Source organism: Sphingomonas sp. PP-F2F-A104-K0414 (assembly GCF_004340945.1).
In the GTDB taxonomy this organism is placed as follows: domain Bacteria; phylum Pseudomonadota; class Alphaproteobacteria; order Sphingomonadales; family Sphingomonadaceae; genus Sphingomonas.
In genome coordinates this window covers 12,203-38,494 of the sequence record NZ_SLYD01000004.1, presented here as the reverse complement: position 1 = coordinate 38,494, position 26,292 = coordinate 12,203, and the positions used below count along the sequence as shown (strand labels likewise).

The window sequence follows — 26,292 nt, the reverse complement described above, 5'->3', positions numbered from 1 at the left end:
TATCCCCTCGATCGAGCCTGAGCTAGAGTCGCGATCGGCCGGCGCCCGCCGTTAAGTATTTCGGCGGGTATTTGGTCTATACGTGAACGTGGCTTCGGCCACTGGGCCTCGGCGGTGCGAGACAATGATGGACAGCTTCGATCGTACGACAGCCACGGATCGATCTTCGGACGGCGTAGCGCAGGATGCACCATCAGGAGATTCGGGTTCCGGAAAGCGGGCAGTGGCGCGCGACAGTCTGTTGCTGGTCGCGCAATGCCAACTTGGTGACGAGCGCATCGTGCACGAGGTTCGCGTCCGCAATCTGTCCGAGGGAGGGCTGATGATCGAGCTGGACCGGCCGGCCGAGGTTGGCACCCGCGTCTGGCTCAATCTGCGCGGGATCGGCGAGATCGTCGGCAAGGTCGCGTGGAGCATGGCCGGACGGATGGGGATCGCGCTCGATAAGCCGATCGATCCTAAAAAGGCGCGCAAACCAACTAGTGGAACCGCCAAATCATCTGTTTCGTAAGTTTTTAGGTTTAGTGATACCTTCGTGCAGCGACGCCGGATGCGTCTGACCGTGACGATCGCTCCTCAAATCCCTGCCCGAAGAGCGATCGCAGGATAGGGGTGGTTCAGACCATTACAGGCTGACGATCTCTTCCTTGAGCCGCAGTTTCTGCTTCTTCAGGCTCGCGAGGATAGCAGCGTCGGGCAAGGGCCGGTGCGTTTCGGCGGCGATTCGCTGATCGAGCACGGCGTGCTTGGTTTCCAGGGCTGTCTGATGCGTCGTCTGCACAGCGAAGTACCTCCTGCATTAGGTTTGGGTCCTGAGTAAACCACCATGTCACGATAATGTCTTCATCGAAAATGGACCAAATCGATTGGGCGACCGGTTCAGGCGATGACCCGTTTTTTGGGCGGTAAGATCAAGACCCATGTCGGCCGGGTCCACTTATCCGTAGTTTCGTTGCACGACGCGCTTGCGCCCGACGCGATCCTCGCGACGCTTTAGCGCTCGCCAGCGCGTGCGCATTTGCTAAGGACTCCGGCGACGGAGGATCGGCATGTATCTTAGAGACGGCGTGGACGAGGCGCAGATTCGGGTTCGGCTCGACGGGATGCGGATCGAGCACCGCGACCTCGACGATGCGATCGCCGCCCTGATCCTGCTGCCGGTCCCTGACCAGTTGCAGATTGCACGCCTGAAGAAGCGGAAGCTCAGGCTTCGCGACGAGATCGCCGCGTGCGAGGACATACTTGTCCCCGATATCATCGCCTAAGCGGCGGTGATGACGAGCATCAAGACGCGCTGATCACCGTCTGCGTCCAAGGTGCATCGTTTTGGTACGTTTCGTACAAACCGCCGGTTTGAACGCTGGTCATCGCACTGGGCGGGGCGGGGTGGCTATGGCATCGCACCTCGATGAATGGTCTGCAGGAATCGCCTTTGCATCGGCGGCTGGTCGATGCGCTGTATAGCGAAGCGATGGTGTTGGCCGATGAGGCACGCACCTATTTCGATGAGGTAGGGCGCACGGACCGGGATACGCTCGATCCGATGATCCGCGTGAGCTTCAGTTGCGAGTCGCTGAAAGTGACGACGCGATTGATGCACGTGATTGCCTGGTTGTTGACGCAGCGAGCGATCGAGTCGGGCGAGTTACACCCTCGCGATGCGCTCGATCCCGCACGACGGCTTGGCGATGCTCCGGCGACCGACCAGAGCCTGCTCGACGTCCTCCCCACGCGGGCGCGGACGCTGATCGAGGCCAGCGCCGATCTGCATCGCCGGGTCGGCCGGCTTGATCGGGGACTGGACCAGATCGACCTCGATGTCACCAGCCCCGCCTTGTCGATACAGCGCATGCTCGCACGGGCATCATTCTAGGGCGTACCCGACCGCAGTCCCGATCCGACCGATTAGTACGGATACGCCTCGAGCCGAGGAGGCTAAGTCAATTCGCTGCATCGCGCCTTCACATGCAGAGGCGGGGGTGGCACTGCCTTACGAACGAGGCCCAGCATGGCTTGGGATGGAGAGGTCAGAGCGCCAATCGCGTCCGCGCCGCGCGGTACTCGCGCTCCAGCCGATCGACGCGATCGGCGACGCTTTCGACCTTGCTCACCGCGCCGATGCCCTGGCCCGAACCCCAGATGTCGCGCCACGCCTTGGGCTTCGACCCGTTGCCGCCGCCGAAGTCCATCGTCTTGAGATCGCCCTCGGGCAGATTGTCGGGGTCCATGCCCGCCGCCTCGATCGACGCGCGGAGGTAGTTGCCGTGCACGCCGGTGAACAGGTTCGAATAGACGATATCGGCCGCCTTGCCCGCGACGATGCCGTCCTTGTAAGCCGCATCCGCGTTCGCCTCGGTGGTCGCGATGAACGGCGAACCGATATAGCCGAAGTCCGCGCCCATCGCCTGCGCCGCGAGCACCGCGTCACCGGTCGCGATAGAGCCCGATAGTGCGAGCGGGCCGTCGAACCACTGGCGGATTTCCTGGATGATCGCGAACGGCGATAGGCGACCGGCATGACCACCGGCCCCGGCTGCGACCGCGATAAGACCGTCGGCGCCCTTCTCGATAGCCTTCCGCGCGAACCGGTCGTCGATCACGTCGTGCAGCGTGATGCCGCCCCAACCGTGTACCGCGGTATTCAGGTCTTCACGTGCACCGAGCGAGGTAATAACGATCGGCACCTGCCACTTGGCGCACGTTTCGAGGTCGCTCTCGAGCCGGTCGTTGGATTTGTGGACGATCTGGTTGACCGCGAACGGTGCCGCCGGGCGATCGGGATTAGCGCGGTTATGCGCGCTGAGTTCCTCGGTGATCCGGTGCAGCCACTCGTCGAGCATCGCCTGCGGGCGCGCATTGAGCGCGGGGAACGATCCGACGATGCCCGCCTTGCACTGCGCGATCACCAGCTCGGGGCCGGAAATGATAAACAACGGCGAGCCGATGACGGGCAGGCGCAGGTTTTTTAGAATAGCGGGTACGGTCATGCCAGTTTCCTAGCGCAACCTATTCGCCCGCGCCAGACCCGGTTTTGCCCTCCACCCCGGCCGGCGATGCGGCGAAGTGGAGGGCAGGGTATCAGGCCATCTTGCCGATGACCTTGTCGAGCGTCAGCGGGTATTCGCGGATGCGGACGCCGCACGCATTGTAGACCGCGTTGGCGATCGCCGCGCCGACGCCGCACAGGCCGAGTTCGCCGATGCCCTTGGCTTTCATTGGCGAGGACTTTTCGTCGAGCTCATCCATGAAGAACACGTCCTGCATCGGAATGTCAGCGTGCGCGGGCACGTGATATTCGGCGAGGTCGTGGTTGACGAAATAGCCGAACCGCGTGTCGACGATCGCGTCCTCCATCAACGCCGCACCGACGCCCATCGTCATCGCCCCTATCACCTGGCTGCGGGCCGATTTCGGGTTGAGGATACGACCCGCGGCGAACGCGCCACTCATCCGGCGGACGCGAATCTCACCGGTCGCCGAGTCGACGCCGACCTCGACGAAATGTGCGCCGAACGTGGCTTGTGCGTAAGTCTTGGTCAGGTCGCCGAACTCGATCGTGTCCTCGGCGGAGATGCCGGCATCGCCTGCAGCCTCGGCGAGCGAGACGCTGCGGTTGCCCGACTTCACCTTGCCGTCTTCGAACACGACGTCGGTCGAGTTGAACCCGAGTTTCCGTGCAACCGAGTCACGCAGCGCCATGCACGCGGCATAGACGCCCGCGGTCGAGCTGTTGCCGCCCCACTGGCCGCCCGAGCCCGACGAGGCCGGGAAGCTGCTGTCGCCGAGCAGGACGATGACCTTGTCCATCGGCACGCCCATCATTTCGGCCACCGTCTGGCCGATGATCGTGTAGCTGCCGGTGCCGATGTCGGTCATGTCAGTGGCGACGGTGACGACGCCCTTCTTGTCGATCCCGACGCGCGCGCCCGACTTCATCGTGACGTTGTCGCGGAACGCCGACGCCATGCCCATGCCGACCAGCCAACGGCCGTCGCGGACTTGCCCTGGGACGGGGTTGCGCTTGTTCCAGCCAAAGCGTTCGGCGCCGGTCTTCAGGCAACCGACCAGATCGCGCTGCGAGAACTGGCGCGTCGGCTTTTCCGGGTCGACCTGCGTATCGTTGATGATCCGCAACTGGACCGGGTCCATCTTCAGCTTCTCGGCCAGTTCGTCCATCGCCGCTTCGAGCGCGAGCAGGCCGACGGCCTCGCCCGGCGCGCGCATCGCGTTGCCCTCGGGAAGATCGAGCACGGCAAGGCGAGTCGCGGTCATCCGGTTGGCGCCCGCATACAGAAGACGGGTCGCATTCGGCGCGGTTTCGGGACCGCCACCGGGGAGATCGCCCGACCAGCTTTCATGCGCGATCGCGGTGATCTTGCCGTCCTTCTGCGCCCCGATGCGGAGACGCTGGATCGTCGCGGGGCGATGAGTCGTATTGTTCATCACCTGCGGGCGGGCGAGTGCGAGCTTCACCGGCCGTCCACCGATCGCACGCGAGCCGAGCGCAGCCATGACCGCATCGCTGCGGACCCAGAGCTTCGACCCGAACCCGCCGCCGACATAGGGCGACATCACATGGATGCTTTCCTTGGGCAGCAGCAGCGTCTCGCTCATGTCGCCGACCGCCCAGGCGATCATCTGGTTGGACGTCCAGAGCGTGAGCTTGCCGTCCTTCCACGCCGCTGTGGTGGAGTGCGGCTCCATCATCATGTGGCTCTGGTCGGGCGTGGTGTAGCGCTCGTCGACCTTCACTGCCGCCTTGGCGAACGCGCCCGCGAAATCGCCGACGGCGGTGTCGGGATTGCCGCTCTTCGGCTTGGTCGCGGACGCTTGCGACGCGGCGAGATCGAACTTGCCGGCAGTCCGTGCGTAGTTGACGCGGAGCAGCTTGGTGGCGGCGCGCGCCTGCTCGAACGTCTCGGCGACGACGACCGCGACGGCCTGGTCGTAATGCTGGACCTCGGGCCCGGCGAGCATCCGCGCGGTGTGGTTCTTGGCCTTGCCGAGCTTGCCGGCGTTTTCGTACGTGACGACCGCGAGCACGCCCGGCGCGGCCTTCGCGTCGGCCGTGTCGATGCTCTCGATGCGGCCCTTGGCGATCGCCGCGCCGAGGATGTAGCCATAGGCCGCGTTGGGCGCGGCGTCGTTGCGCTCATAGGCGTAATGCGCAGTGCCGGTGGTCTTCAGCTTGCCGTCGATGCGATCGAGCGGCTGGCCGAGCACCTTCATGCGGTCGGTCGGGTTCGCCGTGGCGGGGGTATCGAACTTCATGGCGATCAGGCCTTCGCTTCTTCGAACACGGCGCCGATGGTGCGTTCGACCAACGGCAGCTTGAACGCGTTCTGTGAGGTGGTGCGGGCGCCGGCGAGGACCGCCGACGCGGTCGCCTTGGCGCCATTGGGCATCTGAGCCTCGGCCGCTTCGACGCGCCATGGCTTGTGCGCAAGACCACCGAACGCAAGACGCCCGCGACCGCCCGGCTGGATCACGGCGGCAACCGAGATCAGCGCGAACGCGTACGACGCACGATCACGCACCTTCTGGTAGATGTGCGTTCCGCCGATCGGCTTTGGCAGCGTGACCGCAGTGATTAACTCACCCGGCGCAAGCGACGTCTCGATGTTCGGCGTGGCACCGGGAAGGCGGTGGAAGTCGGCAATCGGGATCGCACGCGTCTGGCCGGCGGCATTCACCGTCTCGACAGTCGCATCCAGAACGCGCATCGCAACCGCCATGTCGCTCGGGTGCGTCGCGATGCACGCATCGCTCGTGCCGATCACGGCGAGGTTGCGGTTGAAGCCGCCGATCGCCGCGCAGCCACTGCCGGGCTGGCGCTTGTTGCAGGGCTTGGTGGTGTCGTAGAAATACGGGCACCGCGTGCGTTGGAGCAGATTGCCCGCGGTCGTCGCCTTGTTGCGGAGTTGTCCCGATGCGCCGGACACCAGCGCACGGCTGAGCACGCCGTAATCTTTCCGCACACGTGCATCGGCGGCGAGGTCGGTGTTGCGGACCAGCGCGCCGACACGGAGGCCGCCCTCGGAGGTCGGCGTGATCTTGTCGAGACCGAGGCCGTTGACGTCGATCAGATGCTGCGGCGTCTCGATCTGGAGCTTCATCAGGTCGAGCAAGTTGGTGCCGCCTGCGATGAACTTTGCACCCGGCGTGCGAACCGCGGCGCTGGCGGCTTCCTTCGCCGAGGTGGCGCGCTCGTAGGTGAAGGCCTTCATGCGCTGCGCTCCGTACCCGCGACGTCGTGGATCGCGTCGATGATGTTCGCATAGGCACCGCAGCGGCAGATGTTGCCGCTCATCCGCTCGCGCAGTTCGTCGGTGGTAACCGCAGGCTGCGCGGCGATGTCGCCGGTAACGTGGCTAGGGATCCCGGCCTTAATCTCGCCGAGCGTAGCGACTGCCGAACAGATCTGGCCCGGGGTGCAATAGCCGCACTGATAGCCGTCATACTTGACGAATGCCGCCTGCATCGCATGCAGCTTCTCGGGCGTGCCGAGGCCTTCGATCGTCGTGATCTCCTCGCCTTCGTGCATGACCGCAAGCGTCAGGCAGCTGTTGATCCGGCGACCCTCGACGATCACGGTGCACGCGCCGCACTGACCGTGATCGCAACCCTTCTTGGTGCCGGTGAGCTTCAAATTCTCACGCAGCGCGTCGAGCAATGTGGTGCGCGTGTCGACGTTGAGCTTAGTGGTGCGGCCGTTGACCTTCAGCGTCACCGGCATGGTCGGCGGAGCCGACTGCGCGGTACCCTGAGTCTGGGCCTGCGCGGCGGGTGCCGCTGCCAACGTGGCCGACGCGACACCGCCGACGATCACGCCACGGCGCGACACCGGAAAACCTTCATCCTGATGCATATAAACCCCTGTATATGTTGGCCTAACGGGTGAAGCGCTGCAAAGTTGCGCTGCTTCGCATTTGGTTCCGTGAATTCTCGGTCATGAAGCTTTGGGTAGGGTATTGTAATGCGGACGATTTCTTCGAGCGTATCGGTTCGGCTGTATCATCTGGACGACAGCGGCGAGGGCGGGGCGGCAACGACGTTGTTCTATGGGCCGCTGGGCGAGGCGCTGGCGATCGCCGCGCAGCAGGAGGAAGATGTCCAGGCGGGGCTGTACTTGGCGACGGAGAACGACGTCGTCGCGTATCTCGATCTGGAGGAGTAGCGCTAATCTCGCGATCCTCCCCCGCTAGGGGGAGGATCAGAAGCGAGCTTCAAGTCCCAGGCGTAAATCCATCATCGCGATCCGGCGGGGTCGGCGCATGCACCTCGCTGCAGATCGATCGGAGCGCGCCTTTCATCCCCTCCTCGAACGTCGGATGGTAGAAGGGCAGATCCAGCACTTCGGTCGCGGTCCAGCCGCTCTGGATCGCCCACGCGATCAGATGCGCGCTATGCTCGACCGCTGGCCCCGCCATCGTCGCGCCGGTCAGTCGCCCATCGCGGCGGTCGGCATAGAACCGCGCCAGCCCCGCATTGCATGCTTCGACCTTGGCGCGACCCTGATCGTCATACGACGCAGTGCCGATAACGCTGTCCGCATCATCATCCTTGGCGATCTTGCCGATCACCGCGACGTTGGGGTGCGTGAAGGTGATTGCGAACGGCACCGTTCGCTTCCCCGGCGTCACCTCGGGATAGCTCGCCGCATTCCGCCCCGCGATCGTGCCTTCGGACGACGCCTCGTGCAGCACCGCCCGGTCATGATCCGCATCGCCCGCGATGAAGATCGGCGCGGTGCCGCACTGCATCGTCTCACAATTATACTCCGGCATGCCATGCTCATCGAGCGTGAGGCCGGTCGTCTCGAGCCCGATGCCCTTTATGCGCGGCGGTCGCCCGGTCGCGACCAGCAGATAATCGAAGCGCTGCTTGCCGGAAGCCGGCCCACTCCATGACAGCGTGACGCCATCATCCTCGGGCGTCACCTCGAGCTCGACACCGAGCAGGATCGGCATCTCGCGCGACAGGATCGCGTGATAGGCTTCACCGACATGGTGGTCCTTCAGCCCGCCGATCGTGTCACCCGTATCGAACACCATCGTCTCGACGCCGAGCCGCGCCATCGCCTGCGCCAGTTCGAGCCCCAAGGCGCCCGCACCGACCACACCGAGCGACTTGGGCAGATCGTTCAGTTCGAAGATGCTTTCGTTGGTCAGAACCCGGTCGCGCACCGCGTCGAACATTGCGGGGATCATCGGGCTCGATCCGGTCGCGATCACCACCGCCTTTGCATGAACCTCGCGACCATCGCTGAGCGACAGGACCGTCGCGCCGGCGAATTTCGCACGCGCCTCGATCTTCACGTCGTCGGGCAGTTTGTCGATTGAAGCCTCGACCCCGGCGACGAACGCGTCGCGTTCCTCGCGAACCCGCGTCATTACCGCGACGCCATCCACCCTACCCGACGCCTCGACCCCGAACACCGAAGCCTGCTCGACCGCATGCATCGCATTCCCCGCCGCGATCAACAGCTTGGAAGGCATACATCCCACGCTGGCACAGGTCGTACCGCCAAAGCCTTCGTCGATCAGCAGCGTCTTCGCGCCGTTGCGACGCGCACTGCGTTCGGCGGCGAGGCCAGCGGTCCCGGCGCCGATGATCGCCACGTCGCAGGTCAGCTTCGTCATAAGTCTCTCCGTTGCCGGAGAATTCCGGAGCCACGCTCGACGAAACCTTCGACGCCACCCAGCCGTTCCGCAGTGCAGCACATTCCCTGACGAAAGAGCCTATGTTAACCCTCCACCACCTCAACTACTCGCGCTCGATCCGCGTCCTGTGGCTGCTCGAAGAGCTCGGCATCGAATACGACCTCGTCAAATACGAGCGTGACGAGAATTTCCGTGCCCCGCCCGAGCTGAAGGCGATCCACCCGCTCGGCAAGGCACCGGTCCTCGTCGACGATGCGCTGACGCTGGCCGAGAGTGCGCCGATCCTGTCGTACATCGACGAACGCTACGGCGACCGCCGTTTCTCCCCGCCGGTCGACAGCGATGCCGCCGCGATCCACGACGAATGGCTGCAATATGTCGAAAGCTCGGCCGCACTGCCGATCATGATGACGATGTTCGGCAAGCGGATGGGCGGACTGCCCGAAGGCCTGACCAAGTTCACCGGCCCCGAGGTGACCAAGACGCTCGACTATATCGGCGCAGGCGTCGGCGATGGCCCGTATCTGATGGGCGAGCAACTCATGCTGGCCGATATCCAGATGTGCTACATGCTGGCGATCGCCGAGAGCTCGGGCTCGCTGAAGGAGCATCCCGACGTTGCCGCCTATCTCGACCGGCTGCGCGCGCGCCCGGCGTTCATCTCTGCAACGGAGATCGGCGGACCGTTGATGCCAACGCGCCGCTAATCGCGTGACCGCCATCCCGGCGCTGGGTCGGGGTGGCGGCCCTCACATGGTCTGCGCATACGTATTCAGCGGCATGGTAGCGGTAGCGGCTTGATTCTGTGGCACGATTGTCACGGTGCCGTCGCGCCGTTCGTTGACGCGCCCCGCATTCTCGAGTGATGCTCGATCACGGTCACCCCGCCAGCAAGGCGCGTGTGGAACCGTGAGGATGCTGGAGGACCCGATCGTCGTGACTGCCGCCGCCAAGCCCATGGGCAAGCTCACGGGAAAGCCGACTTCGTTCGACATCGCGCAACTGGCGGGCGTGTCGCAACCGACGGTCTCGCGGGCGCTGCGCGGCAGCCCGACGGTCAATCTCGCGACGCGGCAACGGATCGAGGCGATCGCGCGACAGCTCAATTACACCGTCGATCGGAGCGCCTCCAACCTCCGCAACGGCACGACCAAGACGATCGCGCTGCTGCTGTTCCGCGATCCGACGCCCGACGAGACGGTGGTCAATCCATTCTTCCTCGGCATGCTCGGCGCGATGATGGCGGCGTGCGCGTCGCACGGTTACGACCTGCTCGTGTCGTTCCAGCAATTCTCCAGCGACTGGCACACCGATTATGAGGACAGCCACCGCGCCGACGGGCTGATCCTGCTGGGCTATGGCGATTATGCCGATTATCGCGCGCGGCTCGAGATGCTGGTCGCGCAGGGGACGCATTTCATCCGCTGGGGCTCGGTTCAGCCAGGGCAGCCCGGCCTCACGATCGGCTGCGACAATATTGCGGGCGGCACCGCGGCGGCGCGGCACCTGCTCGAACGGGGACGTAAGCGGATCGCGTTTCTCGGTAGTGCGACCGATCATTATCCCGAGTTCCACGATCGGTATCGCGGCTATGTCGCGGCGCTCGGTGAGCAAGGCCTGACGGTCGATCCGCGACTCCAGGTCGAATCGATCTCGACCGAGGAGGACGCGACCAGGGCCACGCACGAACTGCTCCAGCGCGGCGTTCAGTTCGACGCGATCGTCGCCGCGAGCGATCTGATCGCACTGGCGGCGATGCGCGTGCTGGCAGGGGCGGGGATCGCCGTGCCGTACGATGTCGCGATCGTCGGGTTCGACGACATCCCCGCGGCCAGCCTCGCCAACCCACCACTTACGACGATAGCGCAGGATAGCGGTCTGGCCGGGCGGCGGCTCGTCGAGATGCTGCTCGCGCGGATCGGCAATCGCCCGGTCGAGAGCATGATGCTGCCCACCCAACTCGTGATCCGGCGCTCGTCGGGTGAAGGACGCTGAATGCTGTCACGTAGAGAGAAGCCGGCCCAGGGGTTCTGGGGGCTGTGGAACATCTCGTTCGGGTTCTTCGGGATCCAGATCGGCTTCGCACTGCAGAACGCGAACGTCAGCCGGATCTTCCAGTCGCTGGGGACGAGCGTCGACGATCTCGCCTTTCTGTGGATCGCCGCGCCGTTGACCGGGCTGCTCGTCCAGCCGGTGATCGGGCATTACAGCGACCGGACCTGGGGCAAGCTCGGGCGCCGGCGGCCGTATTTCCTCGCCGGGGCGATGCTGGCCACGATCGCGCTGCTGGCGATGCCAAACGCGCCGGTGTTGTGGGTCGCCGCGGTACTGCTGTGGATGCTCGACGGGTCGCTCAACGTCGCGATGGAGCCGTTCCGCGCGTTCGTCGGCGACATGCTCGGCAGCCGCCAGCGGACCGCGGGGTTCGCGTTCCAGACCGGCTTCATCGGCGCGGGCGCGGTAATCGGGAGCCTTGCGCCGATCATCCTCACCGACGTGTTCCAGGTCGCCAACACCGCGCCTGCGGGCGGTATCCCGCCGTCGGTGCAATACGGTTTCTATATCGGTGCATTAGCCCTGTTCTTCGCGGTGCTGTGGACCGTGCTGACGACCAGCGAATATTCGCCGGCCGAGATGGCGGCGTTCGAGGACGAGGGTGAGGTTGCACCCCGCGACACGGTCGTACGGTCGAACGCCAGGCTCGCGCCGGTCTGGATCGCACTCGGGGCAATCGTCATCGCCGCGGTGGCGCGGTTCGGGCTCGACAAGCCGGTCTACCTGCTAGGCGGCGGGTTGATCGCGTTTGGCGCTGCGTTGCTGGTCAGCGCGGCGCTCGTGCGGTCGGGTAGGGAGTCCAACGTTCTCAGTCAGATCGTCGGCGATCTTGGCACCATGCCGCAAACGATGAAGCAGCTAGCACTCGTCCAGTTCTTCACCTGGTCGGCGCTGTTTATCATGTGGATCTACACCACGCCGATCGTCACGCAGCACGTGTTCGGGACGACCGACACGACGAGTGCCGCGTATAACGACGGCGCGAACTGGGTCGGCGTGCTGTTCGCGGTCTACAACGGCGTGGCGACGCTCTGGGCGTTCGTGATGCCGACGCTGGCGGCGCGGATCGGTCGCCGCGACGCGCATATCCTCGGGCTGCTCTGCGGTGCGGCAGGGTTCGCCTCGTTCCTCGTGGTGCGCGACCAGTATCTGCTGATCGGATCGATGGTGCTGATCGGTATTGCCTGGTCGTCGATCCTGACCATGCCCTATGCGATCCTGTCCAACGCGCTGCCGCAGGCCAAGCTCGGCGTATACATGGGCCTGTTCAACATCTTCATCGTCCTGCCGCAGCTGATCGTATCGTCGGTGATGGGGCAGGTGGTGCGGACGTTCTTCCCCGGTGACGCGGTCTGGGCGATGCTGATCGCCACCGGCGTGATGGGGGTTGCCGCGCTGGCAATGCTACGAGTGCCGCGGGCTGCCTAGTCGCTTAGAAATAGGGCGCGTCGGTCATCCGTTGTGACACCCACCAGAGTATCCCGCGCGGATCGCGGATGCCGCCCTGTCGGTCGCCATACGGCATGTCGGAGACCGGCATGATGCTTTCTCCGCCCGCCGCGATCGCCCGTGCCATCGCGGCATCCGCATCGGCGACGTAGAGGTACAGCGATACCGAACTCGCCGGGAATTGGTCGGACGCTTCGCTCAGCATGATCGCCGAGGTGTCGAACAGCATCTGGCAATTGGCGATCCGGCCGGTCGGATCGCTGCTCCGGCCGATCTCGCGCGCGCCGAACGCGGCTGTGAGGAAGTCGATATACTCGTTGGCGCCGTCGACGAAGATATACGGCGTGACGACGGCAAAGCCCGCTGGAACATGCATCGTATCTCTCCCCCCTGATCGGAAGACCGGTTCGCTATAGGCGGATCAGCCGCCGAAGCTGCGTCCGCCGAACCCGCCACCGAAACCGCCGCGCGAGATCACCGAACTGCGCGACTGAACGCGGGCAGGGGCTCTGGCGGTGGTTGGCGTGAAGGCATCAGAGCCTACGCGGGTGCGGCCCGTGACATAGTCGCGGTTGATACGCCCGCCGGCGCCGCCATAATAATTGCCGTCACGATCCCGGTACATCGGCGCGCCGCGGTTGCCGAAGCCGCCGTTGAGCGCCTGCCCGACGAGGAATCCGGTCAGCAACGGCGTGAAGAAGCTGCCGCCGCTACCGTTGTTGCGCGGCTCGCACTGCGCGGCGCCGTATTGCTCCTCGCAGGTCTGCTTGTCCTCGAACCGAGGCGCGGTCTTCGCCGCATCGGCCTTGGCCTGCTCGAACGCGGTGTCGCACTGGACCGCGGACAGCGCGCCCGCCGCGCGGCATTCCGCCACCGACGCATAGCTCTGCGCCTCGACCGGCTTGCCACCGACATCGCCGTCGCACGCGGTCAGCGAGATGCCCGAGCCTGCGATCAGGCTGGTGAGGACGATCGATCTGGAACGCTTCATCGCTATGCCCCTCAGTTCGTCATGCAGGCGGCGTTGAGGATGCCGACGCACAGCGAGATGCTTGCCATATAGGTCGCCGCCGCGATTTCGCCGCGCACGATCCGGTCGTTGAAGTCGCGCATCACGAAATGCTGAACCACTAGGAACGTCACGATCTGGATCACGCCCGCAAGCAACGCCCAAACCGCGAACTCGACTAGCGAAACCGTATGCGTCAGCGCGGAGGCCAGCGGCAGGACATAGCCGAGCAAGGCCGCGCCGAGCGTGATCGCCGCGGCGGTGTTGCCTTCCCGGATCAGCGACTTCTCATGATACGGCGTCGCGACCTGATAGACGATCTTGAAGACGATCGTGAACGCCCCCGCCGCGACGAACGCGATCAGGAAGGCGAGCGCGCTGGCGCCGAAGCTGTATTGGTCGATCATGCTGGTTCCCCCGAAGCCGTTCGTGGCAGACGCTAGGCGCGGAACTCGCCGAGTTCCAGTGCCACGCCCAGCATGATCTCGAACGAGACGTCGCCGGACTCCGTCTCCATGTCGATCGCGAGTAGCAGTTCGCGGCCGTCGTCGCCCGGCAGGTCGCGGCTGAACAGCATGCAGGTCTGGAAGATGCGGCGGTCGACGACCCCGTCGCGGTCGTCGTGCAGTTCCTCCCAGAACGTCACGGGCTCCTGCTCGCTCGCTTCGGGGCCGAACCATGCGCGGCTGTATTCCGGCAGTCCCTCGGCGGTGAAGGTGCGCGCCTTTAGGCGGCTTTTCCACGCCGGGCGCTCGGCGGCGGACGATGGATAGCTGCTGTCCCATGGTGCGAACAGCGTGACGTCCGTTACGTCCTGCCCATCGCGGTCGTTAGACACCGCCTGGAACATGATGTCGTCGTCGGTGTAGAACCGGTGGACGAAGCCGCCCTCGTTGAGGTCGATCAGGCCTTGCGCGACGATCACCAGCGTATCGCGGTCGAACGGAAACAGGAGTTCCGACCCAAACCGACGCCAGGCGAGTGGATCGACCGTCACCGTCCGCCCCAGCGTGACGTTGCGGACGACGGGCAGGGCGTTCTGGTCAAGCGCTGGCTTGCGGCCGAACAGGCGATCGAACATGCAATCCTCGCGTGTGTGTGGTTGGCGTGCCTCTTAGGCCAAAGCGGGCCGGCTCGCAAAGCGCAACCCCGTCATCCTGACGAAAGTCAGGACCCAGAGCCAACAGCGCCGCCGTCCGTGACCCTGGGTCCTGACTTTCGTCAGGATGACCGAAGTGGGGAGGGTGGCAGGCGCTCGCGAAAAGCCTATGTGTTGCCGCGAGCGACAAGCACGGGAGTTCTTGCATTGACCGACATCTGGACCGTCCGCAGCCTGAAAGCCGCGCTCGACACGTCCGAGCCAGCGAAAGCCGGCGAGTTTTCCGCACGGATTCTGGAAGGTGCGGACCCGGTGCTGCTAGTGACGATGCACCACCACGGCGACCTCGAACTGTTCGTCAACGTCAGCGAGGCGCAGATCGCCTGCTCGACCTTGCTGTGGCCGTGCGACGAGCAAGAGGACCAGCTGGCGTTCAACACCTTCCTGCTGAAATCGCAGAAGCTGGTGCCGCTGTCGAACTTCGGGATCGGCACGGTCGATGGCCGTGACTATTACGAGCTGTTCGGCGAACTCGCGACGTCGAGCCGGCTCGATACCGTGATCATCGAACTGCGCACGCTCGCCGAGAATGCGATCGATGCGGCCACCGACCTGCGCCACGCGCAGATCCCGGCTGCCTGACATCATCGCCTGATTTAGATACAAACGGAGAGACTGGCATGGCCATCTGGAGCAAGCTTTTCACCCTCGGTCGTGCCGGCGCGCACGAAGCGGGCGCGGCGGTCGTCGATGCGAACGCGCTGCGTATCCTCGACCAGGAAATTCGCGATGCCGACAAGGCGCAGGGCAAGGCACGCGACGATCTCGCGGGGCTGGTAGCACGTCGCCGCATCCTCGAAACCGAGGTCGAGAGCTTCCGCGCTCAGGCGACCAAGTACGAGGCGTCGGCGCGGATCGCGGTCGAGAAGGGCAACATGGATCTCGCGCGCCAGGTCGCGCAGCGGATCGCCGACCTCGAGCAGGATATCGCGTTGAAGAGCCCCCAGGTCGAGGACATGCGCGCCGCCGAGGAGCAGATCCACACCGCGGTCGCGCAGACCGACCGCAAGATCGAGCAGCTCCGCCGCGAGGTCGAGGTCGTGAAGGTCAACGAGTCGGTCCAGAAGGCGCAGGCCTCGGTCGCGTCGGGCAGCATGGGCGCGGGCAACAAGCTCGGCTCCGCGGCGGACAGCCTCGCGCGTATCCGCGAACGCCAGGCGATCCGCGGCGAACGGATCAAGGCGGCGGGCGAGTTGGAAGACCGTCGCACCGGCGCCGATCTCGACGAGAAGCTGCGGCTCGCGGGGATCGTCCCCGGCCAGTCATCCGCGGACGACGTGCTCGCTCGCCTGACCGCCCCGAAGACGCCGCAAGTCGGCCAAACGCTGCAGATCGAGCAGCGCGACGACTCCAAGACGTCGGGCTCCTGATGCGCCGGATCGCGGTCGACCCGCGCGGCGACTGGCGCGAACGGGCCGACGCGATCGGGTTCGTCTATCACGACACGGATGGCGAACCCTATTGGGACGAGGGTGCTGCCTACAGCTTCACGCTGGCGGAGATCGAGGACGACCTGGAACCCGCCGCCGAACAGCTGCACGTGATGTGCCTCGATCTGGTTGACGAGGTGGTCCGCGATCAGCAACTGATGGAACGCCTCGCGATCCCGCGCGAGCAGTGGAACTACGTCGCCGAGACGTGGCGAACGCGTCAGCCGTCGCTCTACGGCCGGTTCGACTTCGCCTATGACGGGACCGGGCCGGCCAAGCTCTACGAGTATAATGCCGACACGCCGACCTCGGTGTTCGAATGCGCGACGTTCCAATGGATGTGGCTGGAAGATCTGCTCGCGAGCGGCGCGTTGCCGGCCGGGACGGACCAGTTCAACAGCCTGTTCGACAAGCTGCGCGAGCGGTTCCGTGCGCTGTTTCCGAGCGGCGGCTTCGTCCATTTCGCGGCGGATGCGTCTGCGATCGAGGATCGCCAGACGGTACGGTTCTTCGAGGATCTTGCGTCGCAGGTCGGGATCGAGCCGAAGTTCGTCGAGATGAAGGACATCGGCCTCGCCGCCGACGGTCGCTTCGTCGACACCGACGGCTTCGAGGTGCAGGCCGCGTTCAAGCTGTACCCGTGGGAGTTCATGCTCCGCGAGCCCTATGCGCCCAATCTCTCGCGCGCCGATGTGCGCTGGATCGAGCCCGCGTGGAAGTCGATCCTGTCGAACAAGGGCATCCTGCCGCTGTTATGGGAACGCCATCCCGAGCACCCGAACCTGCTGCCCGCGTTCTTCGACGACGATCCCGCCGCGAAGATCCTTGGGCCTAAATATGTGCGTAAGCCGCTGTTCTCGCGCGAGGGCGCGAACGTCGAGGTGATCGGCGAGAGCGGCCACACTGTGCTCGACCAGGGCTATGGTGCCGAGGGCGCGATCCGCCAGGCCTATGCACCACCGCCGACATTCGACGGCCGCCATCCGGTGATCGGCGCGTGGATGGTCGGCAACGAAGCCGCGGGGATCGGCGTTCGGGAAGATGAAACGGTCGTGACGCGCAATCTCGCGCGGTTCGTGCCGCATATCATCGAGGCGAATGATGACTGACGCGCGTGACCTGCCGCCACTGCCGCCGATGGAACGGCTGGTCGAACTGATGTTCGATGCCGCACGTACGGGGCGGGACGAGATGATCCCGGCGCTGTTGCAGGCTGGTGTCGACATCGAGGTTACCGACGCGAAGGGCTACACCCCGCTCGTGATCGCCAGCTACAACGGCCAAGCCGAAGCCACCGCGGCCCTCCTCGCGGCCGGTGCGCAGGTCGATGGCGCGGCGGACGCACGCGGCAACACCGCGCTGATGGGGGTATGCTTCAAGGGCTATATCGAGATCGCGCAGATCCTGCTCGATACAGGCGCCGATGTGAACCGACGGAACGGCGTCGGCCAGACCGCGCTGATGATGGCGGCGCTGGTGAACAAGACCGCAATCATCGACCTGTTGCTGGAGCACGGCGCGGACCCGGCGATTGTCGATGCGGCGGGGAACAGCGTGCATTCGCTCGCGATGTCGCAGGGCAATACGGCGTTGGCCGAGCGCTTCGCAACGACTGGTTAGCCCTACGCTACCCCCGGCGGAGGCCGGGGTCCAATTGGAAAGGTCGCAGTAACCGAAGACCGCGCTTCGTTAGCACCGTTTCCTAATTGGACCCCGGCCTTCGCCGGGGGGGTAAAAATTCGTGAAGGCCCTGCGGATCAATCCGTCCCATGCGTCTTCGGCAACACCGCCCCGACATGCGCCTCGCCTCGCGCTTCCGCCAATCGAACCTGCCGCTCGCGCTCCGCATACCCAGCCCGCTGCGCCTCGTCCCGCGCATTATGACACGCCGCGCAACTCACCCCCTCGACATACAGCGGCGACGAACGATCCGCGACGCTCACCGGCATCCGGCACGCATGGCACAGAACATGACTTCCCAACGCAAGGCCATGTCCAACCGCAACCCGCTGATCGAACACGAAACACTCCCCTTCCCAGAGGCTCTCCGCCTCGGGCACGGTCTCCAGATACTTCAGGATGCCGCCCTTGAGGTGATACACCTCGTCGAGCCCCTCGGCCTTCAGGAACGCGGTCGACTTCTCGCACCGTATCCCCCCGGTACAGAACATCGCGATCTTCGGCGGCGGGCCGTCCCCGACCAGTTCGTCGCGATGCTCGCGAAACCACGCCGGAAAATCCCGGAACGTCCGCGTCTGCGGATCGACCGCGCCCGCAAACGTCCCGACCGCGACCTCGTAGTCGTTGCGCGTGTCGATCACGATCGTCCCCGGCTCGGCGATAAGTGCGTTCCAGTCCTCCGCCTCGACATAACGCCCGACGCCCTCCAGCGGATCGATCGCAGGCTCGCCCATCGTCACGATCTCGCGCTTCAGCCGCACCTTCATACGGTGGAATGGCATCGTCTCCGCGCGTGATTCCTTGACGTCGAGGTCGGCACATCCCGGCAGCGCGCGGATATGCGCGAGCACCGCATCGATTCCCTCTTCGAAGCCTGCAATTGTCCCGTTGATCCCCTCGGCGGCGAGCAGCAGCGTCCCCTTCACGCCGTTGGAACAGCACACCAACGCGAGCGGCGGCTGGATCGCGGCGATGTCGGCGAACGGCGTGAAGCGGTACAGCGCCACGACGCGGATGGGCAGGGTTTCGGTCATCGGTTCATCGTGCAGGGGAGGAGGAGCGCTCCCTTAGCGCAAGTCGCGCGTCGCGTCAGCCTGCGGTGACGATCATCCCGTCGAGCACCGCGACCGGCCAGGGCGTCAATCGCGTTCCCCCGCACGGTCCGCCGACGCACGCGCCGCTGTCGATCTCGAACAGCGCGGAGTGCCAGCTGCACGCGATCAGGTCGCCGCGCGGCGTGAGATAGTCGTCGAGCACCTGCGCGAGCGGAAGGCCCATATGCGGGCAGCGATCGACATAGCCGAACACAGCGTCGTCCTTGCGCACGACGAAGCCGTGGAAGCGGCCGGCGCGCATCTGGAGCACGAAGTTGCGCGCCTTGCCGTCCGCGATCGCGTCGAGCGGCGCGAGCTTGATGCCGCCGGGCGTGGCAGTCAGCCTTTCGCTGTCGGTCATGCGGGGTCGGCGTCCGGCTGGCGGTCCGGGTGGGCGGCGGCAAAGGCGGGAAGGGCGCGGGCTTTGTCGGCTGCGGCCTTGAGGTGGGGGTAAGGCGAAAGATCGACCGCGAACCGCTCGGCCGAATAGAGTTGCGGGATGAGATGGCAATCGGCGATCGTCGGTGTCGCGCCGAACGCGAAGCCGTCACCATAGCGCGCAATCTGCGTCTCGAGCGCGGCGAAACCGTCGCCGATCCAACGCGCGATCCAACGGTTCACCGCCGCCTCGTCGGCCCCGAACTCGGTCCGCAAGGCGTTCAGGATGCGGAGGTTGTTCACGGGATGGATGTCGCAGGCAACCGTCGCCGCCATCGCGCGGACGATCGCTCGGTCGTTCGCGCCAGCGGGGAGCAACGGTGGGTCGGGATACACCTCGTCGATCCATTCGAGGATCGCTGGGCTCTGCGTCAGGACTACATCGTCGGTCTCCAGTGCCGGAACGAGCCCCTGGGGATTGAGCGTCCGATACTCGGCCTTGCGTTGCGCGCCGGTGCGGAGATCGTGCGGGACCTGTTCGTACGCGATACCCTTCAAGGCCAGCGCGATGCGGACGCGGTAGGCGGTGGTCGAGCGCCAATAGCCGTGCAGAGTAAGGCTCACTTCGGCAGCACCGCCTTGGGGAAATCCGACCAGACCGCATCATAATCGAGCTGCGAATGCTCGATCGCATAGGCGGTCGGCTTGTAGGGCCAGCAGCTCTCCAGCATAAACGCCATCGTGCCGTCGATCTTGTGAGGCTTAAGATCGGCCGCGCTCGCACCCTGCCAGCTCGCCAGATCCGGCCCGTGACCCGACATCAAGTTGTGCAGTGAGATCCCCCCCGGCGCGAACCCCTCCGCCTTCGCATCGTATGCGCCGGTGATCAGCCCCATCGCCTCGGACATGACGTTGCGGTGGAACCACGGCGGCCGGAACGTGCCTTCGGCGACCATCCAGCGCGGCGGGAAGATCACGAAATCGGCGTTCGCGCGGCCGGGCACGTCGCTGGGCGAGGTCAGCAGCGTGAAGATCGACGGATCGGGATGGTCGAAGCTGACCGTGTTGATCGTGTTGAACCGCGACAGGTCGTAGCGCCACGGCGCGAGATTGCCGTGCCACGCGACGACGTCGAGCGGCGAGTGATCGAGCGTAGTCGTCCACAGCGACCCCATGAACTTCTGGACGACCTCGACCGATTCATCGCGATCTTCGAACCACGCGACCGGCGTCTCGAAATCGCGCGGGTTGGCGAGCCCGTTGGCACCGATCGGGCCAAGATCGGGCAGGCGGAACAGCGCGCCATGGTTCTCCGCGACATAGCCGCGCGCTTCGCCATCGGGGAGTTCTGCGCGGAAGCGGACGCCGCGCGGCACGAGCGCGATCTGGCCGGGGGCAATGTCGATCCGGCCGAGTTCGGTCAGCAACCGCAGCCGTCCGCTCTGCGGCACGAACAGCAGTTCGCCGTCCGCGTCCATGAACACGCGCGAAATCATGTCGGTGTTGGCGGCATAGACATGCAGCGCCACGCCTTCGAGATCGGCGGGATCGCGGTTGGCGAGCATCGTCGTCATGCCGTCGATCAGGTCGGTGCCAGGGGCGGGCGCCTCGATCGGATCCCAGCGCAGGCGGTTGGGCGCGAGCGGCGCGTCGGTGGTACCGGGCGCGAACCGCTGGGCGCCGGCATAGCGCTCGAACGGCGGATGCTCGGCGGTCGGGCGCATCCGGTAGAGCCAGCTTCGGCGGTTCTCGTGCCGGGGTGCGGTGAACGCAGTGCCGGAGAGCTGCTCGGCGTAGAGGCCGAACGCTGGGCGCTGCGGTGAATTGCGGCCGATCGGCAGCGCGCCGGGGATCGCCTCGGTCGATACGTGATTGCCGAAGCCGGGCTGGTACGCTCCGTGGTCTTCGGTCTGGCCGGCGGTCTCGCCTGCGGCGTTGGTCGGCTGGTGGATTGTCATGGCTTCCTCTCCGTCACCTGTTCCGATCAACGCCCGAACCGCCGGCCGTTCAAACTTTTACCCCTCTCCCCTCGGGGGAGAGGGAGGGAGACGTGCGCTTGCGCGGCGGAAGGGTGAGGGCACGTGCTGGCGTTGCGCGTGCCCTCACCCTCGGCGCTGGCGCGCCTTTCCCTCTCCCCGAGGGAGAGGGCTTAGAACTTACGCGTCGACCGTTATGACCCCGCGGCGGATCTGGTCGAGCTCGATGCTCTCGTACAACGCCTGGAAATTGCCGTTGCCGAAGCCCTCGTTGCCCTTGCGCTGGATGATCTCGAAGAAGATCGGCCCGAACATGTTCTCGGTAAAGATCTGCAGCAACAGCCCCTCCTCGCCGACGTTACCGTCGATCAGGATGCGGTTGCGGCGCAGGCGTTCGAGGTCGTGGCCGTGGTTCGGCACGCGCTTGTCGACCAGCTCGTAATAGGTCCCGATCGTGTCCTGCAGCTTGACGCCGCGCGCGCGCAGCTTCTCGACCGTCTCGAAGATGTCGTCGGTGGTCAGCGCCAGATGCTGGATGCCCTCGCCGTTGTAATCCTTGATGAATTCCTCGATCTGGCTCTTGTCGTCCTGGCTCTCGTTGAGCGGGATGCGGATCGCGCGGTCGGGCGCGATCATCGCCTGGCTGAACAGGCCGGTCGCCTTGCCCTTGATGTCGAAATACTTCTGCTCTTCAAAGCCGAAGATCTGGCCGTAGAACTCAGCCCAGGTCCGCATCTGGCCGCGCTTCACGTTGTGCGTGAGGTGGTCGAGCAGGTCGAGGCCGACATTGTTAGCGGCCTCCGCTTCGGCCGCGCCCGGAACCGCGTTCCAGTCGTCATACAGGCTGCCGGCAGCGCCGTGCTTGTCGACCAGATACAACAGCGAACCGCCGATCCCTTCGAGCACATAGCTGCCCTCGCCGAGCGCGCCCATGCTGGCATCGGCCGCCTTTGCGCCGTGTGCAAGCGCCGCGTCGAACGCTTCCTTGGCGTCATGGACGCGGAACGCCATGCCGCTCGCGGACGGGCCGTGATCCGCGTGGAATGCCGCCGCATGACCACCGTCCTCACGGTTGAGCAGCAAGTTGATGCGGCCCTGCTTGTAGCGCGTGACGGCCTTGGTCGGGTGAGTCGAGGCGGCGACGAAGCCGAACTGCTCGAACTGCGCGGCCATCCGGTCGGGGTCGGGCGAGGTGAACTCGGCGAACTCGAACCCATCGAGGCCCATCGGGTTTACGTCCATATGGTCCATGATCACATCCTGACAGTTGGTATCCGTTGTTACCAATCTGGCGGGTTGAACAACTGGTGTCAATCGTTACGATTTTGACATGCCGAACTCCGATGCCACCCGCGCGCTCGTTCTGGACGATTTCATCCCGTATCGTCTGTCGATCACCTCGAACCTCGTCAGCGAGGCGGTGGCGGATACGTATGAGGCGCTGTTCGGGTTGACGATTCCGGAGTGGCGACTGGTGGCGGTGGTAGCCGAGGCCGACGGCATCACGCAGCAGCAGGTCGGCCAGCAGACGCGGATGGACAAGGTCACGGTCAGCCGCGCGGCGATCGCTTTGGTCGAGCGGGGTCTGATGCAACGGCATGCGAACCCGGAGGATCGGCGATCGCATCTGCTCCGACTCACGGACGACGGCCACACGCTTTATGCGTCGGTCGCACCGAAGGCGCTTGATCTGGAGCGCCGGATCTTCGCCGGATTCTCAGGCGCGGAGGTGGAGCAGTTCGTTGCGATGCTGCGGCGGATAGATGCGGTGACGATCGACCTCGTTCAGGAATCCCACGGCGGCGTTGGCGACCAGAGGCCGCGCAGGTAATCAAGCAGTGCGGACGTGCCCGACGACACGGCACCGCGAGCATGCACCGCGTAAATCCCGACGTCCGCAGACCCGGCGAGTTCAGGCAAGACGCGGACGAGTCGGCCGCTCGCGAGATCAGCGCTCACATCCCAGAGAGAGCGCAGCGCGATGCCAACGCCGGCCAGTGTGAGCTCGCGCACGACTTCACTGGAATTGGTAGCGACGTAGCTCGGGCGGTCGATCGTAACTTCGCCTTCTGGTCCGGTAAGCCGCCACGGCATCTGGCCCTTTGCTGCAAGCAGGCGGTGTTTCGTGAGATCGGCCACGTCCCGTGGCGCCACGTAGCTCGGTGCGGCGCAGAGAACGCGGCGGCTGTCGGCCAGACGATAGCCGGTCAGGCTCGGCGGTATGGCAGGCGCGATCCGGATCGCGAGGTCGAGCCGGTCGCCGATGACGTCGGCAAAACCGTCGGACAGGTCGAGGTCGAGTTCGATCGCAGGGTGCGCGTCGAGGAACGGCTTCAGGTGTGGCGCGATGTGCAGACGCCCGAACGAGGTCGGCGCGCTGACCCGCAATGGCCCCGCCGGCGTCTCGGCGCGGTCCGACACGCGCGCCTCGGCGTCGCGGATCGCGGCGAGGATTTCCACCATGTCGCTGTGATACGCCGCGCCCCGCGCGGTTAGCTCCAGCCGCCGTGTTGTCCGGTTGAGCAACCGCACGCCCAGCCGCGCTTCCAGCCGCGCGATCCGTTTCGACACCATCGCGGGCGAGATGCCGAGCGATCGCCCCGCCGCACTTAGGCTGGCCGTGCGGACGACTTCGGCGAAGAGGACGATGTCGGGATCCATTCGTTCTCCAGGCGATCAACAGCTTTCGCTTTATAGTGCCTAGTGGCGAAGGTGGCGCGCGTCTATCGTGTCGCCAGAGCATAGGAGAGCAGCATGGCCGAGATGATCGAAAAGGCAGGTCTGAAGATCGCCGCATCGCTCGTGGACTTCATCGAGACACAGGCGTTGCCGGGGACGGGTCTCGATGCCGCCGCGTTCTGGCAAGGCGTGTCCGATATCTACGCCCGGTTCGCGCCGGAGAACGCCGCGTTGCTCGTTGTCCGCGACGACCTTCAGGCTAAGATCGACGCGTGGCACGAAGCCCGCGCCGGCAAGCCGATCGACCAGATGGAGTACCAGGCGTTCCTGCGCGAGATCGGCTATCTGGTCGACGAGCCCGCGCCCTTCGCAGTCGCGCCGAGCAAAGTCGATGCGGAGGTCGCCTCGCTCGCCGGCGCGCAGTTGGTGGTGCCGATCCTCAACGCGCGCTTCCTGCTGAACGCGGCGAACGCGCGGTGGGGTAGCTTGTACGACGCGCTCTACGGCACCGACGCGATTCCGGGCGCGGCGTCCGGCAAGGGCTATGACGCCGCCCGAGGTGCGCAGGTGATCGCGCGGGCGAAGGCGTTCCTCGACGATGCCGTGCCGTTGGCGAACGGTTCGTGGACCGACTGGACGGGTGGCACGCCTGAACTCGCCGAGCCGACCCAGCTCGTCGGGCATGCGGGCGACAATATCCTCTTGCGTCACAACGGTCTGCACATCGAACTTGTGATCGACCCTCAGCACCCGATCGGTCGTGACGACCCTGCGAACCTCGCTGACGTCGTGCTCGAATCCGCGCTCAGCACGATCGCCGATCTGGAGGATTCGATCGCCGCGGTCGATGCCGACGACAAGGTGGCCGCCTATGCCAATTGGCTAGGGCTGATGAAGGGTGACCTGACCGCCAGCTTCGACAAGGGCGGGCGCACGGTCACGCGCGCGCTCGAACCGGACCGGCAGTACACCGCCCCCGATGGCAGCGCGTTCACGCTCCCCGGCCGCAGCCTGATGTTCGTGCGCAACGTCGGCCACCTGATGACCACGCCTGCGATTCTGCTCGCTAACGGCAATGAGGCACCCGAAGGCATCCTCGACGGCATCGTCACGTCGCTGATCGCGCTCCGCGATCTGAAGAGTACCGGCCCGATCCGCAACAGTCGCGCGGGCTCGATCTATATCGTCAAGCCGAAGATGCACGGTCCCGACGAAGCTGCCTTCACCAACCGGCTGTTCGACGCGATCGAGGACCTGCTCGGTCTCGCGCGCCACACGATCAAGGTCGGCGTGATGGACGAGGAGCGGCGCACTTCCGCCAATCTCGCCGCGTGCATTGCCGCGGTGAAGGACCGGGTGGTGTTCATCAACACCGGCTTCCTCGATCGCACCGGCGACGAGATGCACACCTCAATGCGCGCCGGGCCGATGATCCGCAAGGGCGAGATGAAGGCCTCGTCGTGGATCAAGGCGTATGAGGATCGCAACGTCCAGATCGGGCTCGCCTGCGGGCTCAGCGGCAAGGCGCAGATCGGCAAGGGCATGTGGGCCGCGCCGGACCGGATGGCGGACATGCTCGAACAGAAGATCGCGCATCCGATGACCGGTGCGAACACCGCCTGGGTGCCGTCGCCTACCGCCGCGACGCTGCACGCGACGCATTACCACCGCATCGACGTGTTCGCTCGGCAGGCGGAGCGCACGGCCGAGCCGATCGCGTCGCTCGATGCGCTGCTGACGATCCCGGTCGCGACCGGCCACAACTGGCAGCCGGACGAGGTGCGCGAGGAACTGGAGAACAACGCTCAGGGAATCCTCGGCTATGTCGTGCGCTGGGTCGATCAGGGCGTCGGTTGTTCCAAGGTGCCGGACATCCACGATATCGGCCTAATGGAGGATCGCGCGACGCTGCGGATCAGTTCGCAGCACATGGCGAACTGGCTGCTCCACGGCATCGCCACCCCCGAAGAGGCCGACGCGGCGCTGCGTCGGATGGCGGCGAAGGTCGATGCGCAGAATGCGGGCGATCCGTTATACCGGCCGATGGCGGGGCACGAAGACGACAGCCTCGCGTTCCAGGCCGCCCGCGCGCTCGTGTTCGATGGCCTGACGCAGCCGAGCGGCTATACCGAGCCGCTGCTCCACGCGTTCCGCGCGCGGGCAAAGGAAAGGGACGCTGCCTGATGCCACTCTATGCGATCGAGGGTAAACGACCGACTTTGGCGGACGACGTGTGGGTAGCGCCGTCCGCCGACGTGATCGGCGACGCACAATTGGGCGAGGGGGCGAGCGTCTGGTTCGGCGCGGTGATCCGTGCGGACAACACCCCGATCCTCGTCGGCGCGCGGACCAATATCCAGGAGGGTGCGATGCTGCATTCCGATCCGGGTGCGCCGCTCAGCATCGGTGAAGGCTGCACGATCGGCCATCACGCGATCCTCCACGGTTGCACGATCGGCAACAACGTGCTGGTCGGGATGGGGGCGACGGTCCTCAACAACGCGGTGATCGGTGACGATTGCCTAATCGGCGCGAATGCGCTGGTGACCGAGGGGAAGGTGTTTCCGGCCGGGAGCCTGATCGTCGGAGCGCCGGCCAAGGCGGTGCGGGACTTGCCGCCCGAAGCGATTGCCGGCCTTAGGACGTCGGCCGCAGCCTATGCGGCCCGACAGCGCGTCTATGCCGAAGGGCTCGAACGGATAGACGACTAGGGGCCAGCG

30 protein-coding genes are annotated in these 26,292 nt (G+C 65.4%); 14 read left to right on the top strand and 16 right to left on the bottom strand.

The features are described from left to right. Positions 1-223: 223 nt before the first annotated feature. Entirely contained in the window at positions 224-511 is a 288-nt protein-coding gene (locus tag C8J46_RS10145) for a PilZ domain-containing protein (RefSeq protein ID WP_243643312.1), read from the top strand. 114 nt (positions 512-625) lie between these two features. Here C8J46_RS10145 and C8J46_RS10140 read toward each other — a convergent pair whose 3' ends face one another. Beyond that, positions 626-781, bottom strand: coding sequence for a YdcH family protein (locus tag C8J46_RS10140; RefSeq protein ID WP_082463337.1), 156 nt, complete (start codon positions 779-781; stop codon positions 626-628). Between the two features lie 268 nt (positions 782-1,049). Here C8J46_RS10140 and C8J46_RS10135 point away from each other — a divergent pair, with 268 nt between their 5' ends. Both C8J46_RS10135 and C8J46_RS10130 read left to right on the top strand, forming a co-directional pair. Then, positions 1,050-1,265 (top strand): DUF465 domain-containing protein, encoded by a 216-nt coding sequence (locus C8J46_RS10135; protein ID WP_132738422.1) that lies wholly within the window; start codon positions 1,050-1,052, stop codon positions 1,263-1,265. 143 nt (positions 1,266-1,408) lie between these two features. After that, positions 1,409-1,873, top strand: a complete 465-nt coding sequence (locus C8J46_RS10130) for a DUF1465 family protein (RefSeq protein WP_132738419.1) — start codon at positions 1,409-1,411, stop codon at positions 1,871-1,873. 154 nt (positions 1,874-2,027) lie between these two features. On the opposite strand, the gene C8J46_RS10125 is transcribed toward C8J46_RS10130, so the two are convergent. The 4 genes from C8J46_RS10125 to paoA all read right to left on the bottom strand — a co-directional run bounded on the left by C8J46_RS10125 (position 2,028) and on the right by paoA (position 6,868). After that, positions 2,028-2,987, bottom strand: coding sequence for a nitronate monooxygenase family protein (locus C8J46_RS10125; RefSeq protein WP_132738416.1), 960 nt, complete (start codon positions 2,985-2,987; stop codon positions 2,028-2,030). Between the two features lie 91 nt (positions 2,988-3,078). After that, complete coding sequence (gene paoC / locus C8J46_RS10120; RefSeq protein WP_132738413.1) at positions 3,079-5,271, bottom strand: aldehyde oxidoreductase molybdenum-binding subunit PaoC; 2,193 nt, start codon at positions 5,269-5,271, stop codon at positions 3,079-3,081. Positions 5,272-5,276: 5 nt separating this feature from the next. Next, positions 5,277-6,227, bottom strand: coding sequence for a xanthine dehydrogenase family protein subunit M (locus tag C8J46_RS10115; protein WP_132738410.1), 951 nt, complete (start codon positions 6,225-6,227; stop codon positions 5,277-5,279). After that, complete coding sequence (gene paoA / locus C8J46_RS10110) at positions 6,224-6,868, bottom strand: aldehyde dehydrogenase iron-sulfur subunit PaoA (protein WP_132738407.1); 645 nt, start codon at positions 6,866-6,868, stop codon at positions 6,224-6,226. The genes C8J46_RS10115 and paoA overlap by 4 nt, the downstream gene beginning before the upstream one ends. A gap of 108 nt (positions 6,869-6,976) precedes the next feature. Between paoA and C8J46_RS10105 the strand changes: the two genes are divergently transcribed. Next, positions 6,977-7,177, top strand: coding sequence for a hypothetical protein (locus C8J46_RS10105; protein WP_132738404.1), 201 nt, complete (start codon positions 6,977-6,979; stop codon positions 7,175-7,177). Between the two features lie 49 nt (positions 7,178-7,226). Here the strand turns inward: C8J46_RS10105 and C8J46_RS10100 are convergent, their stop codons facing one another. Then, a complete protein-coding gene (locus tag C8J46_RS10100; RefSeq protein WP_132738401.1) occupies positions 7,227-8,642 on the bottom strand; it encodes a dihydrolipoyl dehydrogenase in 1,416 nt (471 codons plus the stop codon). A 101-nt stretch (positions 8,643-8,743) separates the two neighbouring features. On the opposite strand from C8J46_RS10100, the gene C8J46_RS10095 reads away from it, so the two are divergent. The 3 genes from C8J46_RS10095 (at position 8,744) to C8J46_RS10085 (ending at position 12,146) form a co-directional block, all read left to right on the top strand. Beyond that, positions 8,744-9,370: a glutathione S-transferase family protein gene (locus C8J46_RS10095; RefSeq protein ID WP_132738398.1), complete on the top strand. Its 627-nt coding sequence runs from the start codon at positions 8,744-8,746 to the stop codon at positions 9,368-9,370. Positions 9,371-9,620: 250 nt separating this feature from the next. Further along, the gene (locus tag C8J46_RS10090) at positions 9,621-10,658 is read left to right on the top strand and encodes a LacI family DNA-binding transcriptional regulator (RefSeq protein ID WP_132739517.1); all 1,038 of its coding nucleotides are present in this window, start codon (positions 9,621-9,623) and stop codon (positions 10,656-10,658) included. Further along, the gene (locus C8J46_RS10085; protein ID WP_132738395.1) at positions 10,659-12,146 is read left to right on the top strand and encodes an MFS transporter; all 1,488 of its coding nucleotides are present in this window, start codon (positions 10,659-10,661) and stop codon (positions 12,144-12,146) included. 4 nt (positions 12,147-12,150) lie between these two features. Here C8J46_RS10085 and C8J46_RS10080 read toward each other — a convergent pair whose 3' ends face one another. The 4 genes from C8J46_RS10080 to C8J46_RS10065 are packed head-to-tail and all read right to left on the bottom strand — an operon-like array spanning position 12,151 to position 14,257. Then, positions 12,151-12,543 carry a VOC family protein gene (locus tag C8J46_RS10080; protein ID WP_132738392.1) on the bottom strand — a complete coding sequence of 131 codons (393 nt, stop codon included), beginning with the start codon at positions 12,541-12,543 and terminating at the stop codon, positions 12,151-12,153. Between the two features lie 45 nt (positions 12,544-12,588). After that, positions 12,589-13,158, bottom strand: a complete 570-nt coding sequence (locus C8J46_RS10075) for a DUF1190 domain-containing protein (RefSeq protein WP_132738389.1) — start codon at positions 13,156-13,158, stop codon at positions 12,589-12,591. 11 nt (positions 13,159-13,169) lie between these two features. Next, positions 13,170-13,583, bottom strand: coding sequence for a DUF350 domain-containing protein (locus C8J46_RS10070; protein ID WP_132738386.1), 414 nt, complete (start codon positions 13,581-13,583; stop codon positions 13,170-13,172). A 32-nt stretch (positions 13,584-13,615) separates the two neighbouring features. Beyond that, a complete protein-coding gene (locus C8J46_RS10065; RefSeq protein ID WP_132738383.1) occupies positions 13,616-14,257 on the bottom strand; it encodes a DUF2491 family protein in 642 nt (213 codons plus the stop codon). 225 nt (positions 14,258-14,482) lie between these two features. On the opposite strand from C8J46_RS10065, the gene C8J46_RS10060 reads away from it, so the two are divergent. Genes C8J46_RS10060 through C8J46_RS10045 form a run of 4 tightly spaced genes read left to right on the top strand, consistent with a single transcriptional unit; the run spans position 14,483 to position 17,385 of the window. Further along, entirely contained in the window at positions 14,483-14,917 is a 435-nt protein-coding gene (locus tag C8J46_RS10060) for a YjfI family protein (RefSeq protein WP_056049210.1), read from the top strand. A 38-nt stretch (positions 14,918-14,955) separates the two neighbouring features. Then, positions 14,956-15,705, top strand: a complete 750-nt coding sequence (locus C8J46_RS10055; protein ID WP_132738380.1) for a PspA/IM30 family protein — start codon at positions 14,956-14,958, stop codon at positions 15,703-15,705. Beyond that, positions 15,705-16,874, top strand: coding sequence for a glutathionylspermidine synthase family protein (locus tag C8J46_RS10050; RefSeq protein WP_132738377.1), 1,170 nt, complete (start codon positions 15,705-15,707; stop codon positions 16,872-16,874). The genes C8J46_RS10055 and C8J46_RS10050 overlap by 1 nt, the downstream gene beginning before the upstream one ends. Then, entirely contained in the window at positions 16,867-17,385 is a 519-nt protein-coding gene (locus tag C8J46_RS10045) for an ankyrin repeat domain-containing protein (RefSeq protein ID WP_132738374.1), read from the top strand. Before C8J46_RS10050 ends, C8J46_RS10045 begins: the two co-directional genes overlap by 8 nt. Before the next feature lie 137 nt (positions 17,386-17,522). On the opposite strand, the gene C8J46_RS10040 is transcribed toward C8J46_RS10045, so the two are convergent. From C8J46_RS10040 to hppD, 5 genes are all read right to left on the bottom strand, one after another. Further along, positions 17,523-18,479, bottom strand: coding sequence for a rhodanese-related sulfurtransferase (locus C8J46_RS10040; protein WP_132738371.1), 957 nt, complete (start codon positions 18,477-18,479; stop codon positions 17,523-17,525). A gap of 55 nt (positions 18,480-18,534) precedes the next feature. After that, complete coding sequence (locus C8J46_RS10035) at positions 18,535-18,900, bottom strand: Rieske (2Fe-2S) protein (protein WP_132738368.1); 366 nt, start codon at positions 18,898-18,900, stop codon at positions 18,535-18,537. Continuing rightward, positions 18,897-19,541: a maleylacetoacetate isomerase gene (gene maiA / locus C8J46_RS10030; RefSeq protein ID WP_132738365.1), complete on the bottom strand. Its 645-nt coding sequence runs from the start codon at positions 19,539-19,541 to the stop codon at positions 18,897-18,899. The genes C8J46_RS10035 and maiA overlap by 4 nt, the downstream gene beginning before the upstream one ends. Next, the gene (gene hmgA / locus C8J46_RS10025; RefSeq protein ID WP_132738362.1) at positions 19,538-20,875 is read right to left on the bottom strand and encodes a homogentisate 1,2-dioxygenase; all 1,338 of its coding nucleotides are present in this window, start codon (positions 20,873-20,875) and stop codon (positions 19,538-19,540) included. The genes maiA and hmgA overlap by 4 nt, the downstream gene beginning before the upstream one ends. 198 nt (positions 20,876-21,073) lie before the next feature. Then, positions 21,074-22,144 (bottom strand): 4-hydroxyphenylpyruvate dioxygenase, encoded by a 1,071-nt coding sequence (gene hppD, locus C8J46_RS10020; RefSeq protein WP_132738359.1) that lies wholly within the window; start codon positions 22,142-22,144, stop codon positions 21,074-21,076. Between the two features lie 79 nt (positions 22,145-22,223). On the opposite strand from hppD, the gene C8J46_RS10015 reads away from it, so the two are divergent. After that, entirely contained in the window at positions 22,224-22,724 is a 501-nt protein-coding gene (locus tag C8J46_RS10015; protein ID WP_207894152.1) for a MarR family winged helix-turn-helix transcriptional regulator, read from the top strand. Here the strand turns inward: C8J46_RS10015 and C8J46_RS10010 are convergent. Continuing rightward, on the bottom strand, positions 22,679-23,554 hold the full coding sequence (locus C8J46_RS10010) for a LysR family transcriptional regulator (RefSeq protein ID WP_132738356.1): 876 nt from the start codon (positions 23,552-23,554) through the stop codon (positions 22,679-22,681). The genes C8J46_RS10015 and C8J46_RS10010 overlap by 46 nt on opposite strands. A gap of 93 nt (positions 23,555-23,647) precedes the next feature. Between C8J46_RS10010 and C8J46_RS10005 the strand changes: the two genes are divergently transcribed. Beyond that, complete coding sequence (locus C8J46_RS10005) at positions 23,648-25,756, top strand: malate synthase G (protein ID WP_207894151.1); 2,109 nt, start codon at positions 23,648-23,650, stop codon at positions 25,754-25,756. Beyond that, complete coding sequence (locus C8J46_RS10000) at positions 25,756-26,283, top strand: gamma carbonic anhydrase family protein (protein ID WP_132738353.1); 528 nt, start codon at positions 25,756-25,758, stop codon at positions 26,281-26,283. Before C8J46_RS10005 ends, C8J46_RS10000 begins: the two co-directional genes overlap by 1 nt. The last annotated feature ends 9 nt before the right edge of the window (positions 26,284-26,292 follow it).

Coding starts and splice junctions, on each gene's coding strand:
- C8J46_RS10135 (WP_132738422.1), top strand. CDS start 1,050: ATGTATCTTAGAGACGGCGTGGACGAGGCGCAGATTCGGGTTCGGCTC.
- C8J46_RS10130 (WP_132738419.1), top strand. CDS start 1,409: ATGAATGGTCTGCAGGAATCGCCTTTGCATCGGCGGCTGGTCGATGCG.
- C8J46_RS10125 (WP_132738416.1), bottom strand. CDS start 2,987: ATGACCGTACCCGCTATTCTAAAAAACCTGCGCCTGCCCGTCATCGGC.
- paoC (WP_132738413.1), bottom strand. CDS start 5,271: ATGAAGTTCGATACCCCCGCCACGGCGAACCCGACCGACCGCATGAAG.
- C8J46_RS10115 (WP_132738410.1), bottom strand. CDS start 6,227: ATGAAGGCCTTCACCTACGAGCGCGCCACCTCGGCGAAGGAAGCCGCC.
- paoA (WP_132738407.1), bottom strand. CDS start 6,868: ATGCATCAGGATGAAGGTTTTCCGGTGTCGCGCCGTGGCGTGATCGTC.
- C8J46_RS10105 (WP_132738404.1), top strand. CDS start 6,977: ATGCGGACGATTTCTTCGAGCGTATCGGTTCGGCTGTATCATCTGGAC.
- C8J46_RS10100 (WP_132738401.1), bottom strand. CDS start 8,642: ATGACGAAGCTGACCTGCGACGTGGCGATCATCGGCGCCGGGACCGCT.
- C8J46_RS10095 (WP_132738398.1), top strand. CDS start 8,744: ATGTTAACCCTCCACCACCTCAACTACTCGCGCTCGATCCGCGTCCTG.
- C8J46_RS10090 (WP_132739517.1), top strand. CDS start 9,621: ATGGGCAAGCTCACGGGAAAGCCGACTTCGTTCGACATCGCGCAACTG.
- C8J46_RS10085 (WP_132738395.1), top strand. CDS start 10,659: ATGCTGTCACGTAGAGAGAAGCCGGCCCAGGGGTTCTGGGGGCTGTGG.
- C8J46_RS10080 (WP_132738392.1), bottom strand. CDS start 12,543: ATGCATGTTCCAGCGGGCTTTGCCGTCGTCACGCCGTATATCTTCGTC.
- C8J46_RS10075 (WP_132738389.1), bottom strand. CDS start 13,158: ATGAAGCGTTCCAGATCGATCGTCCTCACCAGCCTGATCGCAGGCTCG.
- C8J46_RS10070 (WP_132738386.1), bottom strand. CDS start 13,583: ATGATCGACCAATACAGCTTCGGCGCCAGCGCGCTCGCCTTCCTGATC.
- C8J46_RS10065 (WP_132738383.1), bottom strand. CDS start 14,257: ATGTTCGATCGCCTGTTCGGCCGCAAGCCAGCGCTTGACCAGAACGCC.
- C8J46_RS10055 (WP_132738380.1), top strand. CDS start 14,956: ATGGCCATCTGGAGCAAGCTTTTCACCCTCGGTCGTGCCGGCGCGCAC.
- C8J46_RS10050 (WP_132738377.1), top strand. CDS start 15,705: ATGCGCCGGATCGCGGTCGACCCGCGCGGCGACTGGCGCGAACGGGCC.
- C8J46_RS10045 (WP_132738374.1), top strand. CDS start 16,867: ATGACTGACGCGCGTGACCTGCCGCCACTGCCGCCGATGGAACGGCTG.
- C8J46_RS10040 (WP_132738371.1), bottom strand. CDS start 18,479: ATGACCGAAACCCTGCCCATCCGCGTCGTGGCGCTGTACCGCTTCACG.
- C8J46_RS10035 (WP_132738368.1), bottom strand. CDS start 18,900: ATGACCGACAGCGAAAGGCTGACTGCCACGCCCGGCGGCATCAAGCTC.
- hmgA (WP_132738362.1), bottom strand. CDS start 20,875: ATGACAATCCACCAGCCGACCAACGCCGCAGGCGAGACCGCCGGCCAG.
- hppD (WP_132738359.1), bottom strand. CDS start 22,144: ATGGACCATATGGACGTAAACCCGATGGGCCTCGATGGGTTCGAGTTC.
- C8J46_RS10015 (WP_207894152.1), top strand. CDS start 22,224: ATGCCGAACTCCGATGCCACCCGCGCGCTCGTTCTGGACGATTTCATC.
- C8J46_RS10010 (WP_132738356.1), bottom strand. CDS start 23,554: ATGGATCCCGACATCGTCCTCTTCGCCGAAGTCGTCCGCACGGCCAGC.
- C8J46_RS10005 (WP_207894151.1), top strand. CDS start 23,648: ATGGCCGAGATGATCGAAAAGGCAGGTCTGAAGATCGCCGCATCGCTC.
- C8J46_RS10000 (WP_132738353.1), top strand. CDS start 25,756: ATGCCACTCTATGCGATCGAGGGTAAACGACCGACTTTGGCGGACGAC.